Below are 15,730 nucleotides of genomic sequence, written 5' to 3' on the forward strand. Positions count from 1 at the left end.
AGCTCGTACGTTACGAGGGAGACATGAAGTTCCAAGGAGTGCTGTTCTTCCCGGTCACGCCGTTCGCCACGGACGGCTCGCTGGACGAGGCACAGCTCGCGCGGCACATCGAGTCCGGTGTCGCGGCCGGCGCGGGTGGCGTGTTCGTCGCCTGCGGCACCGGCGAGTTCCACGCGCTGACGTCCGAGGAGATCGAACGCGCCACGCGGGTCGCGGTCGAGGTGACCGGCGGCCGGGTGCCCGTACTGGCCGCCGCCGGTGGCCCGCCCCCGGTCGCCCGGGACCAGGCCGCCCGTATCGAGCGGGCCGGCGCCGACGGCCTCCTGCTGCTGCCGCCGTACCTGGTGAGCGCTCCCCAACGGGGCCTGGTGCGGTACGTCGAGGAGGTCACCGCGGCGAGCGACCTGCCGGTGATCTTCTACCAGCGCGGCACCGCCCGCCTGACCGAGGCCACCGCGGCCGAGATCGCCGCCCTGCCCAAGGTCACCGGCCTCAAGGACGGCCTGGGCGACATCGAGCGGATGCACCGCATCGTGCGGGCCGTGCGCGCCGCACCCGGCGCCGGGGGCTTCCAGTTCTTCAACGGCCTGCCCACCGCGGAGATGACGGCCCCCGCCTACCGCGGCATCGGTGTCGACCTGTACTCCTCCGCGGTGTTCGCCTTCGCGCCGGAGATCGCCCTGGCCTTCCACAGCGCGCTCGCCAAGGACGACGAGGCCTTGGTCTGCACGCTCCTCGACGAGTTCTACGGCCCCCTCGTCGAACTCCGCGACGAGGTCCCGGGATACGCCGTGTCACTCGTCAAGGCCGGGGTGACCCGCGGCCTGGACGTCGGCGGCGTACGGGCGCCCCTGCTCGACCCCACGCCGGAGCATGTGGCCCGGCTGGCGAAACTGATCGACCACGGTATGGAGGCAGTGGGCGCATGAGCACCACGGACATGAGCACCACGGGTGGCACGAGGATCCGCGAACTGATCGTCACCCCGATCGCCTTCCGCGACCCGCCCCTCCTCAACTCCAACGGCGTGCACGAGCCCCTGGCCCTGCGCGTCATCCTCCAACTCGTCCTGGAGGACGGCACGGTGGGCCTCGGCGAGTCCCCAGGCGGCACCGCCCGCCTGGAGCGGCTTGAGGCCGCGGCGAAGGTCGTCGTGGGCATGGACGTCTTCGGCACGACGGCCCTCGCGGCCGCGATCGACGCCGCTCTGCTGCCGGCCGTGCCCAGCTCCCACGAGCGCGGCTGGACCACGTCCGCGGTGGAAGTGGCCTGTCTCGACGCCCAGGGCAAGCTGCTCGGGCGGCCGGTCAGCGACCTCCTCGGCGGCCGGGTCCGCGACTCCGTGCCGTTCGCCGCGTACCTCTTCTACAAGTGGGCCGAGCACCCGGCGCTCGACGGCCGGGCGGCGGTCGGCGACGACTGGGGCGCGGCGCTGGACCCCGCCGGGATCGTCGAGCAGGCCCGGCTGATGCAACAGCGGTACGGTTTCCGCTCGTTCAAGCTGAAGGGCGGTGTCTTCCCGCCCGACGAGGAGATCGCCGCGATCAAGGCGCTGTCCGAGGCCTTCCCGGGGCAGCCGCTGCGGCTGGACCCCAACATCGCCTGGACGGTGGAGACATCGAGGCACGTCGCCCGCGAACTGGACGGCGTACTCGAGTACTTGGAGGACCCGACCGCGACCGTTCCCGGTATGGCGCAGGTCGCGAAGGAATCGCCGCTCCCCCTCGCCACCAACATGTGCGTGATCGCCTGGGAGCATCTGAAGCCCGCGATCGAGCAGGACGCGATCCAGGTACTCCTCACCGACCACCACTACTGGGGCGGACTGCGCCGCACCCGTGAACTCGCCGCCGTCTGCGAGGCGTTCGGGCTCGCCCTGTCGATGCACTCCAACTCGCACCTGGGGATCAGCCTCGCCGCAATGACCCATGTCGCGGCGGCCATCCCCAACCTCGACCACTCCTGCGACACGCACTACCCGTGGAACTCGGCCGACGATGTCGTCCTCCCCGGGGTACTGGAGTTCCGTGACGGCGAGGTCGCGGTCCCGACCGGCCCCGGCCTGGGGGTGGACCTGGACCACGACGCCCTCGACCGACTGCACCGGCTGTACCTGGACTCGGGGATGCGCTCGCGCGACGACACCGGCTACATGCAGAGGTTCCACCCCGAGTACGAGCTCAGGTTGCCACGGTGGTGAAGTATGGCGGCATGAGTGATCAGCACACAGGGCGGCTGGCCGGGAAGGTCGTCGTCGTCACCGGCGCGGCCGGCGGCCAGGGCGCAGCGGAGGCGGCGGCGCTGGCCCTGGCCGGGGCGCGGGTGATCGCCACCGACGTCCGGCCGGAGGGCGACGTCCGCCGGCTCGACGTCGGCAGCGAGAGCGACTGGGCCGGGCTGGCCGCCGAGCTGAAGGGGTCGTACGGCGAGATCCACGGGCTGGTCAACAACGCGGGGATCATCCGGCGCGAGCGCCTCGGCGAGGTGCTCCCCGCCGACTTCGCGCAGGTCCAGGCGGTGAACACGATCGGCCCGCTGCTCGGCATCCAGCACCTCGCCCCGCTGATGCCGCCCGGTTCGTCGATCGTCAACGTCGGCTCCTCCGCGGCGCTCACCGGCTACTACCCCGTGGCGTACACGGCCAGCAAGTGGGCCCTGCGCGGGGTGTCGAAGATCGCGGCCATGGAGCTGGGGCCCCGGGGCATCCGCGTGAACACCGTCCATCCCGGCTACATCGAGACCGAGATGACGGCCGCCGCCACACCCGCGTTCCGCGACGCGACCCTCCGCGAGACCCCGCTCGGCCGCAGCGGAAGCGTCGACGACATCGCGCCGCTGGTGGTCTTCCTGCTCTCCGACGAATCGTCGTTCATCACCGGGGCGGAGATCCCGGTGGACGGCGGCCTCACCGCGCACGGGGGAGTCAAGTCGATCTCGGACGCGATGCGTACGGATACGCCGGCGCCTGAGTGAGCCCTGCGGGGCCGCCGGTCCCCCGCGCCGGCGGCCCCCGCACGGTGGGGGATCCCGGCGCCCGCCCCAGGCGCCAGGTCTCCCCCCGCTGCGGCCGCCGTGGCGCCGGTGTGCTGGAGTACTTCCGAGAACGTCAGTGGTGCTCGGATTGCTCGGATGAAGTCTCCGACAGCACATGGCGTCGCCGGTATGGGTAGAACTGCGTACGCGGCGGACGAGCGGAGATGGAACGTGGCCCAGGTGCCGGGCGAGGCCCACGAACGCATGCTGTCGGTGGCCGTCGCGGCGCTCAACGAACGTGAGCCGGAGCGGCTGTGGCCCCTGCTGGCGACGGCCCTGCCCGGCCTGTGCGGCGGCGAGACCCTCGTCTACAAGCTCGACGACTGGAACGAGGCCGAGGGCACCGTCGGCATGCCGCCCGGCGTCGCCGCCCAGCTCGCCGGGCTCGGCGAGGAGGACCTGAGCCTGCTGCGCGCGGGGTATCCGTTCGCGCAGCACTACGCGGCCGGGCCCGACCGCGCTCCCCTCACCGCGCGCCGGGCCGCCGGCCGCGTGTGGTCCGCGAGTCCGACGGCGCGGCTGATCGGCGACGTCATCGACGCGGACCACGTCCTGGCGCTTCCGCTGCCCCAGTCGACGACGCCGATCACCGGATGCATGATCTACCGCTCCGGTGCGGACTTCTCCGACGACCACGTCCGCACGGCGCAGCAGCTTCAGCCGCTGCTGGCGGCGGTCGAGCAGCAGCGGCAGCTCCTGATCCGCTGGCAGCGGCTGGCCGCTCCGTCCCCTGACGGCGGCTCCGCCCACGCACCGGCCGCGGAGTGCGCGCTCACGCCCCGGGAGCTGACCGTGCTGCTCCTGCTCACGGACGCCCTGACCGCGGCCGCTATCGGCCGGCGGCTCGGCATATCGGACCGTACGGTCCACAAGCACGTCGAGAAGATCTACCGCAAGCTCGGCACCCGTGACCGCATCAGCACCGTCCTGCGGGCCCAGCAAATGGGGCTGGTCCCCACGCCCTGATCCCCGGCGGCGCGATCAGGGCCGTCGGGCGCGGTACAGGTCGCGCAGCAGGCCGATCTCCGCCCCGTGGTGCAGGACTTCCCGGTTGACCCACCACACGACGTCGACGAACGGCTCCTCCGGGTCGCTGCCGTGGGGATACGTGCAGTGACCGACCGTGTCGAGCGCCGCCTCGTCGGTGCTCAGCAGCGCCTTCCGCCAGGCTGTGGCCCCGGCGTCGAACGCGGCGACGGCCGAGGCCACGTCCCCGCTGACGACGTGGTCGTCCCGGGTGAGGGCGTGGCCGCCTGCCGTGTGATCGGCGCGGAGGAACAACATCTCGCTCAGGTGGCTCAGACGCCAGGCGACGGTGGTGAAGGGCGGCGGCCAGGGGTGCGGGTACGGCGCGGCGTCGCGTCCCCAGTCTCCGTCCTCGCTGCCGGCGAGCACGGTCGCGCGCGGACCCGGCCCGTCCGCACGGCGCCGGACCGACCAGCAGTCCGGCACCGGTTCCCAGAAGTACTCCTCGTCGGTCATGGCACCCACCTCGGTGTCCGACCCGTCGCCGCTGTCCATCACCGGCCCTGTCATGCGGGCGGCCAGCCGCGCACAGCCGAAGTCGAACTGCTCCAGCAGCGGGGCCAGGCGAGATGCGATCACTGACGCTCCCGGGTTGAAATCGTAGGCGCACGGGGAAGGCACGAGCGGACCCGTCAGCCTGGCACAACGGGCAGGCGACCCGCCCCTCGATCAGAGTCTTGGATCCGACCGCCGGGAGCCAGCCGTGAAGCCGAACCGCTCCATCCCCTCGTCGACCGTCATCCCCGTCCTGATCTATCCCGACGTGCGCGCGGCGGTCGCCTGGCTCGGCGCGGCCTACGGGTTCGAGGAACGGGTGCGGATCGGCGAGGACCACCGGGCGCAGCTCAGTTTCGGAGACGGGGCCGTGATCGTCGGGGACACCCGCAAGGACCGCCGTCCCCCGCGTCCCGGCGAGGTCACGCACTCGGTGACGGTGCGGGTGGAAGACGCCCGCGCCCACTGCGAGCGGGCCCGGGAGCACGGCGCGCGGATCCTCATGGAACCGACGGACTTCGAGTACGGCGAGCGCCAGTACACCGCCGAGGATCCCGCCGGCCACCAGTGGACGTTCTCTCAGACGCTCGCGGATGTTGCGCCGGAGGAATGGGGCGGGGAGTCTGTCTCATCGGACTGAGCAGCGGACCGACTGGGGGCGCCACCTTGCCGAACGACAGACCATGGCACCGGCGGCAGCCGAACGATGTCCCCGACGCGGACGTCCGCGGCATGACCGATGCCCAGATACGCGACTTCTGCCTGGAGAAAGCCAGGCTGTTCCTGTCCGAGGCGCGCCTGAGGGCCGGAGACACGCTGGACGGAACGGCCGGTACGAATCTCACGATCGCGGCTCACTACGCCACGATCGCCGCGGCCTTCGGAAGGAACTCCGAGCCCGAACGCGAGCCCGAGGACGAACGGCGGTGACCACGCGGGCGCCCCTTGGCGGCGCCCCGCGCGCCGGTCTCACATCGAGCCGGGGCCCACCCCGCCCTTGAGGCGTTCCAGGTCGGACTGGCGGACCTGGATGGCCACCACGGCGATCAGCGCGGCGACCAGGGTGAAGATCGCCGCCATGACGAAGGCGGCCGAGATCCCGGCCGTGAGGACCTCGTCGGACCAGGGCCGCGGCAGCTGGCCGGTGCGCCGGAAGCGCAGGCGTTCGGCGGGGGTCGCCTGGGCCAGGAAGAGTGGGATCTGTTTGTGGGCCTCGTTGGTGCTGGCCGTGCCGAACATGGTGACCAGGATGGACAGGCCCAGCGAACCGCCCACCTGCTGGGTGGCGTTGAGGAGCCCGGAGGCCGCGCCGGTCTCCTGGACCGAGACGTTGGAGAGCGCCATGAGGGTCAGCGACACGAACTCCATGCCCATGCCCAGGCCGAAGACGAGGATCGGCCCGAGGATGCTGCCCGCGTAGGTGGAGTGCACGTCGGTCAGGGTCAGCCAGGCCAGGCCGGCCGCCGCGAGGACGGCGCCCACCACCATGAAGGGTTTGGGGCCGAACCTGGGCAGGAACCGCGAGGCGAGCGCCGCGCCGACGGCGATCACCGCGCTGACCGGCAGGAAGGCCAGCCCTGCCTCCAACGGGCTGAAGCCCAGCACGTCCTGCACGAAGAGCGTGAGGAAGAAGAACATGCCGAAGATCGCCGCGGCCAGGCTCAGCATGATGCCGTAGGTGCCCGCGCGGTTGCGGTCGGCGAACATGTGCAGCGGGGTGATGGGCTGCCGGGAAACCCGCTCGACCAGGATGAACACGGCGAGTACGACGACGGCCGCGGCGAACGACGCCAGCGTGAGCGCGTCCCGCCACCCCTCCTGGGCGGCTCTGATGAACCCGTACACCAGCAGCACCATGCCGAGGGTGGAGGTCAGCGCGCCGGCGATGTCGAAGTGGCCGGGATGGCGCTCGGACTCCTTGATCCAGCGGGGCGCGGCGAGGGCGATGAGCACGCCGATCGGTACGTTCACGAACAGCACCCAGCGCCAGTTCAGCCACTCGACGATCATCCCGCCCGCGAGCAGCCCGATGGCACCGCCGCCCGACGAGACCGCGGCGAAGACGCCGAACGCCCGGTTGCGTTCGGGGCCTTCGCGAAAGGTCGTGCTGATCAGTGCGAGCGAGGTCGGGGAGGCGATGGCACCGCCCACTCCCTGAAGGGCGCGGGCGGCGAGGAGTTGACCGGAGTTCTGGGCGAAACCGCCCAGCAGGGAGGCCAGCGCGAAGAGCAGCACACCGAAGACGAAGACCCGCCGCCTGCCGAGGATGTCGCCGACCCGGCCACCGAGCAGCAGCAGCCCGCCGAAGGTGAGGGTGTAGGCGTTGACCACCCACGACAGGCTGGTGGTGGAGAAGTCCAGGGCACGCTGGATGTGCGGCAGCGCGATGTTCACGATGGTGATGTCGAGGACCACCATCAGCTGGCACGACGCAATGACGAGCAGCGCCACGCCGTTTCCCCCGCCGCCCGGTTGCCGGGTGGCGGCCTGTGCTGCGGGGGTCGGCTGGGGGCTGCTGCTCATGGTGTGTCGCTTTCAGTGAACGTTGCCGTCCACTGTCCGACCGTACGCCGGTGCCGGGGGCGTCACCACTCGATCGGGGGCACCGCCGTCATCCCGCTCACGACCGGGTCTTGTGGGTCATGGCGAACTCGTCGGCCTCGGGAAGGTCGAAGTCCCCGTGGTCGCTGCCGAGGCCCTGGGCCACCAGCGCGGCCGAGGCGCTGCCCAGGACGGCGGCCTCGCGCGGGGTGCGGCCGAGGCTCATCCCGCGCAGGAACCCGGCCGAGAACGCGTCGCCGCAACCGGTCGTGTCGACGACGTCGACCTCGAAGGCCGGGACCGTGTCGGTGCCCTCCGCGGTCACCAGGAGCACGCCGTCGCCGCCGCGGGTGACCGCCACGAGACCGGCCCCGCCGGCCAGCAGCTTCTTCGCGCCCGTCACGAGGTCGTCCTCGCCGCTGAAGCCGAGGAGCTGATCGTCGTTGGGCAGCAGGAAGTCGACATAGGGGAGCACCGGCTCGATCTGGTCGAAGGTGCCGAGTTCGCCGGGGGCGAGGAGGTCCACGGAGGTGACCACGTCGTGTTCCTTGGCGTGCGCGAGGATGCGTGCCGCCACGTCGGCGCCGACCAGTTCGGGGCCGCCGAGGTGGAGATGGCCGGCCTCGGCCACCGCGTCCCAGGGCACGTCGTCGAGGCCGTAGGTGATGTTGGCGCCGAGCAGATGGAGGGAGGGGCGGTCGCCGTTGGGGCGGATGGGCAGGACGCTCGCGGAGGTGGAGGTGTCGATGCGGCGGACGAGCAACTCGGTGTCGATTCCCGCCCTGTTGAGGAGCTGGATGAGCAGGTCGCCGGTCGGGTCGGTGCCGATCGCGCCGGCGGTGCGGACCGAGGCGCCCAGCTTGGCGAGGGTGAGCGCGGTGCCGCCGGCCGTCCCCGCGGCGGTCATCCGGATGTCGTCCACGAGGGTGGCGCCCTGCCCCTCGGGTATCTCCTCCACCGGCCGTACCAGTACGTCCAGTACGTGCACGCCCATCGTGACGACCTTCATCTGTTGCTCTCCTGCTCGGGTGAGAGGGGGTGGGTGGTGCCGTAGCTGCGGGCGATCGCGGCCTCGATGACCGCGAGTTGCTGCTGCTCGTCGAGGACTCGGGGCGGGCCGAGTGCGGCCGCGTGCCGGTAGACGCCGCAGGCCCACTCCAGCAGCAGTGCGTGCTCGACCGCCTTGCCGAGGGTGGGTGCGTGGGTGACCGCGCCGTGGTTGGCCATCAGTGCGGCACTGCGGCCCTCCAGCGCGGCGAGCACCGACTCGGCGAGTTCGGGGGTGCCGAAGGTGGCGTACGGCGCGACGCGGACGGTGCCGCCGAGGGTGAGCAACTGGTAGTGGATGCAGGGCAGTTCGTCCAGGACGCAGGAGAGCGCGGTGGCCATGGGGGCGTGTGTGTGGACGACGGCGCCGGTGCCGTAGCGCCGGTGGACACCGAGATGCAGGTCCAGTTCCGAGGTGGGTTCGAAGGTGCCGCAGACGACCGTCCCCTCCAGGTCGACCACCGTCACCTGGTCCACGGTGATTTCGGCGAGCACCGCTCCGGTCGCGGTGATCGCGATCCGCTCCCCCACGCGCACGCTGACGTTCCCGGCCGTGCCGATGAGCAGGCCCTCGGCCCCCAGACGGCGGCAGGCGTCCGCCACGGCGGCCCGTTCCTGACCCAGCACCGTGCTTGAGTCGGTCATGTGCGGGACCGTAACCTAAAGGTGAAACAAAGTCACGTTCACATTCGGAGGTTGTTTTCGTGGGCGAGCCGACGGCGGACATCGGCGGGGCCGGCGCTTCCCTGCGCCGCACCCCGCAGCAGGCGCGCAGCAGGGCCCGGCTGGCCCGGGTCCTGGAGGCCGCCGAGCGCGTCCTGATCGACGACGGCGTCGAGGCGCTCACCACGACCCGTGTCGCCTCGGAGGCGAAGGTGTCGGTGGGGTCGCTGTACCAGTACCTGCCCGACCGCGACGCGATCATCGACGCCCTGGCGGCCGGCTACTTCGCGAAACTCGAGGCCGCCATGGAGCGCTTCGCCGAGGCCGCGGCCAAGGAGCGCTGGGACGATCCGGTCGGTGTGCTCCTCGACGAGTACGCCGCGATCTACCGCACCGAACACGGCTTCCGCGCCCTGTGGTTCGGCAGCGGCCTGACCGAGCGGACCCGGTCCGCGGACCGCGAGCACAAGCGCCGGATGGCCGACGGACTCCGCCGCATCCTCCTCGCCCTGGACGTCGCGTACGACGACGAGGCCCTCGCCCGGGCCTGCCACGCCGCGGTCCTGGCGGCCGACGCGCTCGCCCAGGAGGCCTTCCGGCGCGACGCGGAGGGGGACGCGGGACTCCTCGACGAGGCGAAGGTCATGCTGCGGGGGTACCTCACGGCGATCGCCGGGCGCCGCTGATCCTGCCGGCACCCCGAGATCGGCCTGCCCACGGCCGGCCCTGCCGGGCCTCGTACATCCTGCTGAACCGCCCCGTGGGCCGCAGCGTCCCCGTCGGTGGTCTCGGCGGCCGACCGCGTGCACGCACACCGGGCGTGGGAGCCCGGATGGCGGCCGCCGCCCGTCTCCTTCTCACCGCGACCTGATGCTGTACGGCGGGGATGCCGACGCGTATGGCGCCGTGCCGTTCCGCGGTCACGCGTCCGATGGAGCCCAGGCGTTCGGCGTCGGCGCCCTGCGCGCGCAGGACGTCCTCGGTGACCTCGCGCGAGACGGCCCCGAGCGTGGTGTGGGCGGGAACGTCCCGCCGTACATCGCGGAGAGGCGGGCGGCGAAGGCGGCGCGCGGCCGCCACCGGCCGATCAGCGAAGTGCCCTTTCGATCAGGGGGGTCACACCACGTGGGCTTCGGGGCGGGTCGCGGCTCCGGACCGGAAGCGGTCGGCGCCGAGGGGCGAGATGTCGGTGAAGGGTTCGCGCTCCAGGTGGAGGTCGCGCAGGATCTCGCCGACGGCGGGGGCCTGCAGGAAGCCGTGGCCGGAGAACCCGGTGGCGTAGAGGAAGTTGACGAGCGCGTCGGAGCGTCCGATGAGGGCGTTGTGGTCGGGGGTGACCTCGTAGAGGCCGGCCCAGCCGCCGACGGTCCTCATGTCGGCCAGTTCGGGGGCCCGTTGGCGTACGGCGGCCCGGAACAGTTCCAGCCACTCCGGGGTCCAGGTGGTGTCGAAGCCTTCGGGCTGGCGAGGGTCGGCGAGGCCGAACAGCAGGCCGGCGTCACTGTTGTGGAAGTAGGCCGACGAGGCGAAGTCGATGGTGAAGGGGATGCGGGGCGCCGGGGGCGTCAGCGGCTCGGTGAAAGCGAGCTGGCGGCGTACCGGCCGGACGGGGAGGTCGATGCCGGCCATGTCGCCGATCTGCCCGGACCAGGCGCCCGCCGCACAGATGACGCTGGAGCAGGCGATGCGGCCGCGGTCGGTGTGGACGGTGGTGACGCGGTCGCCCGACCTGTCGATGCCGGTCACGGTGGTGTGCGTGGCGAGGATGACGCCGGCCCGGGCGGCGGCGTCCGCGTATCCGTGGACGACGAGGCCCGGGCGGGCATGGCCGTCGGTGGGTGAGTGGACGGCGGCCACGAGTCCGTCGGTGTCGACATAGGGGCACAGCGCGCGTGCCTCGTCCGGGGTGACCATTCGGGAGGGTACGCCCAGCGCGTTCTGGGTCCTGACGCTCACCTCGAAGTCCGCGGCCTGCCGGTCGGTGGTGAGCAGGAAGAGGTAGCCGACGGTGTCGAGGCGGATGTCGGCACCGGGGCGGTGCGGGAAGTTCTCGTAGGCGCGCAGGCTCCGGCTGCCCAGCTCGATGTTGAGCGGGTCGGAGAACTGGGCGCGTACCCCGCCGATCGGCTTGCCCGAGCTGCCGCAGGCCAGGTCGCCGCGCTCGACGACGACGATGTCGGTCACCCCCGCCTCGGCGAGATGGAACGCGGCGCTGGCGCCCATCACGCCACCGCCGATGATCACCACGTCCGCGGTCGGCGGAACGGCGCGGAAGATGGATGAGGAGGACAAGGGGCTTCCCTTCCGAGGGCCGGCATCCGAGCCGAAGGGGCTTCGGCCCGGCAGGCGCGGCTTGGGCTGTCAGTGGATTGCTCGGTAGGTTCCTGCCCATTGGGCGGTGAGACGCTGATCAGCTGTACGCCCTTCATCGTCGCGCAATCCGACCTCTGACGTCCATGAACAGTTGCTGCACCCGATCCAGGGCCATGGCCGGCCGTACGACGGCGCGCATCCCGTTGTTGTGTCTCAGGGCGCGGACCGGGCAGCGCCGCCCTCAACTCGCCCGTCGCGGGCGGATTCCTGCTCCTTGGGCACGGTGCGACGGCCGCGGCCCGTCGCCTGGCGGTCAGGAAGGGGCCTGCCGCAACGACGGCCGAGTAGCGACTCACCGACGTCCCACCCTCGCCGGACCGACACCGCGCCGGATCGGCGTTCCGCCCACCGCCACACTGCTGCCCATCATCGATGTCACCCAGGGCCCTGCATCGCGCAGACCCGATGTCAGTGGCGCCTGTCAGACTCGGCTCGTCCCCGACCAGGAAGGCAGACGATGACCGGCGCACCCGCCCCGAAGCACTATGCACCCCGGTGGAACGGTGACAACCGCCCCACCCCACCTGCCGTGGGCAGCGAGCGAGAAACGCTGAGCGCGGTCCTGGACAGGCACCGGGCCACCTTCGAGCTCAAGTGCGCCGGTCTGCCCCCAGAGCAGCTGTCCGAACAGGCGGTACCGCCGTCCGCACTGTCTCTGCACGGCCTGGCACGGCATCTGGCCGGCGTCGAACGCTGGTGGTTCCGCATCCAGTTCGCCGGCGAGGAGGTCCCGCTGCTCTACTACTCCGACGATGACCCCAACCAGGACTTCGACCGCCTGGACGGTGATGTCAACGAGGCCTTCGCCGTCTGGCGGGCAGAATGCGAACGATCACGGCACATCACCGCCGCCGCAGCGTCGCTGGACGAAACAGGGATCCGCAAGAGGACCGGCGAGCCGATCTCACTCCGCAGGATCATGGTGGACATGATCGCCGAATACGCCCGACACAACGGTCACGCCGACCTGCTGCGCGAATGCATCGACGGCTCCACCGGTGTGTGACCTGGCAAGCATCACGCTCTCCACCTACGAGGCTTGACGGACACTTATTCCACGGAACGCCCTGGCGCACGATCTACGAGTTCGCCAGGAAGTGGGCCGCCGCCGGTGTTCTCGGCGTCATTCGCGACCATCTGCGCCGGCGCATCCGGGTCGCCGCGGGCAAGGCGCCCCAGACCGCCTCGGTGATCGTCCATGGTGGCCAGCGCCTTCGACAGGTAGGAACGAGCACTGGCCGACACGCCCGGGCCCTCTGTCTCATCCGAACTAGCTGTGCATCCCGCTCCTGCAACAAGAACACCCAGCAGTCCACCACAGGCAGCCAAACCCAGTGACCGACCTCGCCCCATCCGTCCCCCTCAGGAGCCATGATCACGAAGAACCCCACGCTGTCGATCAACTCACCTGGACAGCCCATCAGTTCAGAAACGGGCTCTGCCCTCCGGCCGAACGAACCCCTACGCGAACAAGGCCAGCGCCTGTGTAACGCACCGGCGTGGCCCATGACTGCGAGGCCAATGACTGCGGGACCAATGGCTGCGGGGCCAGGACTCCCCCGCAGTCCTGGCCCCGCCTTGATCCGCTCGTACTTCCCTCGCGGTGATCACAAGGATGCACAGGAGGTCACCGCTGTGTCGTTGGCGGCCGGTCCACACCTACTTGGCGGAGAGTCCACGCCCGGGCGGGGTCTGAGCACGGTCCGCGGCGGACGCCACCTCGCGGAACTCGCTCGGCGGAACGCCGTGGGCGGTGCGGAAGGCCCGGGTGAACTCGGCGGCGCGGGGGTAACCCCACCGGGCGCCGACGGCATGGATCGGCAGCGTGCGCAGGGCCGGGTCGGCGAGATCGCGGCAGGCGTTCTTCAGCCGTTGATCGCGGATGTAGGAGGCGACGGTGGTGCCCTCGGCCTGGAAGAGGCGGTACAGGTAGCTGCGTGAGATGTGGTGCGCGGCGGCGATCCGGGCGGGTGAGAGTTCGTGGTCGTGGAGGTGGCGGCGGATGAACGACTTGATGCGCAGGGTCAGTGTCCGTGCGCGGGTCTCGGGCGGCAACTCGCGGTCGGCGTCCAGGCTGTGGGCGAAGACCGCGGTCACCAGGTCGGCGACGACCGTTCCCAGCCGGGGTGCGTCCAGGGGCTGGTAGGGCCCGGTGTCCGAGACCAACTGGACCAGGAACTGCGCCAGCAGCGCGCCGACCCCCTCGCGGCCCGAGATGCGGCCGCCGACCACCCGCTCCGCCCGGTGCGCGGGCAGTGGCACCAGGGCCCGGGGTATCTCGACTCCGATGAGAGCGACCGGGTCGGGGCCGGTGCACACCTCCCACGAGCGCGAGGAGCTGTTGGTGTGGATGTCGTCGATTCGGTAGGCGACCTGCTGTCGGCCCCAGTTGGCCGCTCCTTCTCCCCGTCGCAGCAGGGAGAGGTGGTAGACCTCGGGATCGGACTGCCGGACGAGCTTCGGTGTCCGGCGGAAGACCAGGTGGTCGAAGGCCGCCGGCCATATGGTCACGTCCCCCAGGCCGACCAGGCGCTGCTCGCCGCGGTAGTCCGCGGCGCGGTCGCTGGCGAGCTGCATGGGCGCATGGGTGCGGCCCATGCGCTCGGTCCAGGCCTCGAACCGGTCGCCCGCCGGGAGATCCGCGGTCCGGAAGACCGACTCGTGCAGCACGGCCGTAGTCAACCACACGACCCTGACGGCACGTCCAGGTGCCGACGGCTTCGGCTCCAGGCTCTCAGGCGCCTCGGCGCGTCAGGCGCGCCCCGGTCCGCCGCGTGCCGGAGCGGACCCTCTGCTCAGAGCGTGAGGAAGTCGGACAGTGCGGTCAGTAGCCGGTCGACGTCCTGCGGGCTGTTGTAGGGCGCTAGGCCAATGCGCAGGCCGCCGGTGTCCCCGAGGCCGAGGTGGCGGGAGGCCTCGACGGCGTAGAAGGATCCCGACGGGGCGTGGACGCCGCGCTCCGCGAGGAAGCGGTACGCGTCCGTCGTGGAGCGGCCCTCGAAGGTCAGCAGCAGGGTGGGGGTGCGGTCGGCCGCCCTGGAGTGGATCGTGATGCCGTCGAGCGAGGACAGGCCCTTGTCGATCTGGGTGCGCAGGCCCGCTTCGTGCGCTTCGAGCGCCTCGAAGGCCGCGATCAGGCGCTGTCGTCGTGTTCCCGTGGCGCCCGCGTCGAGACCGGTGAGGAAGTCGACGGCCGCCCTGGTGCCCGCGAGGAACTCATAGGGCAGCGTGCCCAGTTCGAAGCGCTCGGGAACCGCGTCGGTGGAGGGGAGGAGCTTGTCCGGCCGCAGGGTTTCCAGCAACTCGGGCCGGGCGGCGAGGACTCCGTGGTGCGGGCCGAGGAACTTGTACGCGGAGCAGACGAAAAAGTCCGCGCCGAGCGCCTCCAGGTCGACCAGCGTGTGGGCGGCGTAATGGACACCGTCGACATAGGTGAGCGCCCCCACCCCGCGGGCCAGGCCGGCGATCTCGGTGATCGCGGGGCGCGTGCCGATCAGGTTGGAGGCGGCGGTGACGGCGACCAGACGGGTGCGCTCGGACAGCACGGCGCGAATGTCGTCGGTGGTCAACTCGCCGGTGGAGGGGTCGAATTCGGCCCAGCGTACGCTGGCTCCGGCCCGTTCGGCGGCCTGCACCCAGGGGCGGATGTTGGCGTCGTGGTCGAGGCGGGTGACGACCACCTCGTCCCCGGGCTGCCACGTCTTGGCGAGGGTGCGGGAGAAATCGTAGGCGAGCTGGGTGGCACTGCGGCCGAACACGATCCCCGACGGGTCCGCGGCCAACAGGTCGGCCATGGCCCGACGGGTCTCGACGACGATGCTCTCGGCGTTGCGCTCCCCCGGCGCCCCGTGGCCCCGGTTCGACAGGGGGTTGGACAGCGCGTCGGCGATGGCCCGGATGACGGGCTCCGGGGTCTGGGTGCCGCCGGGTCCGTCGAAGTGCGCCGTTCCGGCCTGCAGGGCGGGGAATCGGGAGCGGATGGCGGCGATGTCGTACGTCACGAGAAGCTCCTGTGGATACGGGCCGGGGCAAAGATCCTCCGCGATCGCCGACTCCGTGGCAACAGGCCGCTCAGCCACCTCCGCGCGGGACGCGGGACGGACCCCGCGCCCCGTCCGCACCGCGGGGGCCGACCGCACCGCCGGAAAACCTGTGGCCGATCGAGTGGGGGAACCGTGCTGTCTTCCGCGATGTGGCGAGGACGGCGGGGGTGTGTGCGGTGGACCGCCCGCGGTGCGCGCCGACGCCGGATCCCTGCCCGGGGGCAGCTCCGCGCTGCCGGTTCTCCCGGACGCGGCGACCTGGGTGCCGCCCGACCTGGAGCTGATCCGCACCGGGTCGATCGACGTCGATCGGCTGCACCCGCTGGTCGCCTCCGCACTCGTACCGGACCGTTCGCCCGCCTCCCCGCCCCCTGCTCCGGACCTCGCAGGACATCCACGCGTCGTGGACTGCCGTGGAGCCCGGCACCGGATCGGTCTGGTCGACGGCGTGCTCGTCCCGCTGGACCACGACCCCGCCGAGATCCGGCGGGAGGAGCTGCTGGTCGCGC

15 protein-coding genes and 1 pseudogene are annotated in these 15,730 nt (G+C 71.5%); 8 read left to right on the forward strand and 8 right to left on the reverse strand.

What is annotated here, in order from left to right:
* The first annotated feature begins 23 nt into the window (after window positions 1-23).
* The 4 genes from ACYUED_RS04100 (at window position 24) to ACYUED_RS04115 (ending at window position 3,999) form a co-directional block, all read left to right on the forward strand.
* Complete coding sequence (locus tag ACYUED_RS04100; protein WP_491290954.1) at window positions 24-929, forward strand: 5-dehydro-4-deoxyglucarate dehydratase; 906 nt, start codon at window positions 24-26, stop codon at window positions 927-929.
* A gap of 11 nt (window positions 930-940) precedes the next feature.
* A complete protein-coding gene (locus tag ACYUED_RS04105) occupies window positions 941-2,200 on the forward strand; it encodes a glucarate dehydratase family protein (RefSeq protein ID WP_491294126.1) in 1,260 nt (419 codons plus the stop codon).
* 11 nt (window positions 2,201-2,211) lie between these two features.
* Window positions 2,212-2,973, forward strand: coding sequence for an SDR family NAD(P)-dependent oxidoreductase (locus tag ACYUED_RS04110; RefSeq protein ID WP_491290955.1), 762 nt, complete (start codon window positions 2,212-2,214; stop codon window positions 2,971-2,973).
* 189 nt (window positions 2,974-3,162) lie between these two features.
* A complete protein-coding gene (locus ACYUED_RS04115) occupies window positions 3,163-3,999 on the forward strand; it encodes a helix-turn-helix transcriptional regulator (protein WP_491290956.1) in 837 nt (278 codons plus the stop codon).
* Window positions 4,000-4,014: 15 nt separating this feature from the next.
* On the opposite strand, the gene ACYUED_RS04120 is transcribed toward ACYUED_RS04115, so the two are convergent.
* Entirely contained in the window at window positions 4,015-4,638 is a 624-nt protein-coding gene (locus ACYUED_RS04120) for a DinB family protein (protein ID WP_491290957.1), read from the reverse strand.
* 124 nt (window positions 4,639-4,762) lie between these two features.
* Between ACYUED_RS04120 and ACYUED_RS04125 the strand changes: the two genes are divergently transcribed.
* The gene (locus tag ACYUED_RS04125) at window positions 4,763-5,194 is read left to right on the forward strand and encodes a VOC family protein (RefSeq protein ID WP_491290958.1); all 432 of its coding nucleotides are present in this window, start codon (window positions 4,763-4,765) and stop codon (window positions 5,192-5,194) included.
* A gap of 92 nt (window positions 5,195-5,286) precedes the next feature.
* On the forward strand, window positions 5,287-5,484 hold the full coding sequence (locus tag ACYUED_RS04130; protein WP_491290959.1) for a hypothetical protein: 198 nt from the start codon (window positions 5,287-5,289) through the stop codon (window positions 5,482-5,484).
* 39 nt (window positions 5,485-5,523) lie between these two features.
* Here the strand turns inward: ACYUED_RS04130 and ACYUED_RS04135 are convergent, their stop codons facing one another.
* From ACYUED_RS04135 to ACYUED_RS04145, 3 genes are all read right to left on the reverse strand, one after another.
* Window positions 5,524-7,077 carry an MFS transporter gene (locus ACYUED_RS04135; protein ID WP_491290960.1) on the reverse strand — a complete coding sequence of 518 codons (1,554 nt, stop codon included), beginning with the start codon at window positions 7,075-7,077 and terminating at the stop codon, window positions 5,524-5,526.
* 97 nt (window positions 7,078-7,174) lie between these two features.
* Window positions 7,175-8,104 carry a carbohydrate kinase family protein gene (locus ACYUED_RS04140; RefSeq protein ID WP_491290961.1) on the reverse strand — a complete coding sequence of 310 codons (930 nt, stop codon included), beginning with the start codon at window positions 8,102-8,104 and terminating at the stop codon, window positions 7,175-7,177.
* Window positions 8,101-8,787, reverse strand: coding sequence for a class II aldolase/adducin family protein (locus ACYUED_RS04145; protein ID WP_491290962.1), 687 nt, complete (start codon window positions 8,785-8,787; stop codon window positions 8,101-8,103). The genes ACYUED_RS04140 and ACYUED_RS04145 overlap by 4 nt, the downstream gene beginning before the upstream one ends.
* 59 nt (window positions 8,788-8,846) lie before the next feature.
* Here ACYUED_RS04145 and ACYUED_RS04150 point away from each other — a divergent pair, with 59 nt between their 5' ends.
* Complete coding sequence (locus ACYUED_RS04150; RefSeq protein ID WP_491290963.1) at window positions 8,847-9,491, forward strand: TetR/AcrR family transcriptional regulator; 645 nt, start codon at window positions 8,847-8,849, stop codon at window positions 9,489-9,491.
* A 175-nt stretch (window positions 9,492-9,666) separates the two neighbouring features.
* Here ACYUED_RS04150 and ACYUED_RS04155 read toward each other — a convergent pair.
* Together ACYUED_RS04155 and ACYUED_RS04160 are read right to left on the reverse strand one after the other, a co-directional pair.
* Window positions 9,667-9,896: pseudogene (locus ACYUED_RS04155) on the reverse strand (2-oxoadipate dioxygenase/decarboxylase family protein); the annotation flags it as partial.
* Window positions 9,897-9,921: 25 nt separating this feature from the next.
* Window positions 9,922-11,097, reverse strand: a complete 1,176-nt coding sequence (locus ACYUED_RS04160) for an NAD(P)/FAD-dependent oxidoreductase (RefSeq protein WP_491290964.1) — start codon at window positions 11,095-11,097, stop codon at window positions 9,922-9,924.
* Between the two features lie 538 nt (window positions 11,098-11,635).
* Between ACYUED_RS04160 and ACYUED_RS04165 the strand changes: the two genes are divergently transcribed.
* On the forward strand, window positions 11,636-12,184 hold the full coding sequence (locus ACYUED_RS04165; RefSeq protein ID WP_491290965.1) for a DinB family protein: 549 nt from the start codon (window positions 11,636-11,638) through the stop codon (window positions 12,182-12,184).
* A gap of 653 nt (window positions 12,185-12,837) precedes the next feature.
* On the opposite strand, the gene ACYUED_RS04170 is transcribed toward ACYUED_RS04165, so the two are convergent.
* Both ACYUED_RS04170 and ACYUED_RS04175 read right to left on the reverse strand, forming a co-directional pair.
* On the reverse strand, window positions 12,838-13,848 hold the full coding sequence (locus ACYUED_RS04170) for a helix-turn-helix domain-containing protein (protein ID WP_491294128.1): 1,011 nt from the start codon (window positions 13,846-13,848) through the stop codon (window positions 12,838-12,840).
* 125 nt (window positions 13,849-13,973) lie between these two features.
* On the reverse strand, window positions 13,974-15,179 hold the full coding sequence (locus ACYUED_RS04175) for a cysteine desulfurase-like protein (protein WP_491290966.1): 1,206 nt from the start codon (window positions 15,177-15,179) through the stop codon (window positions 13,974-13,976).
* Window positions 15,180-15,730: the final 551 nt, after the last annotated feature.

Source organism: Streptomyces sp. DF42 (assembly GCF_058267695.1).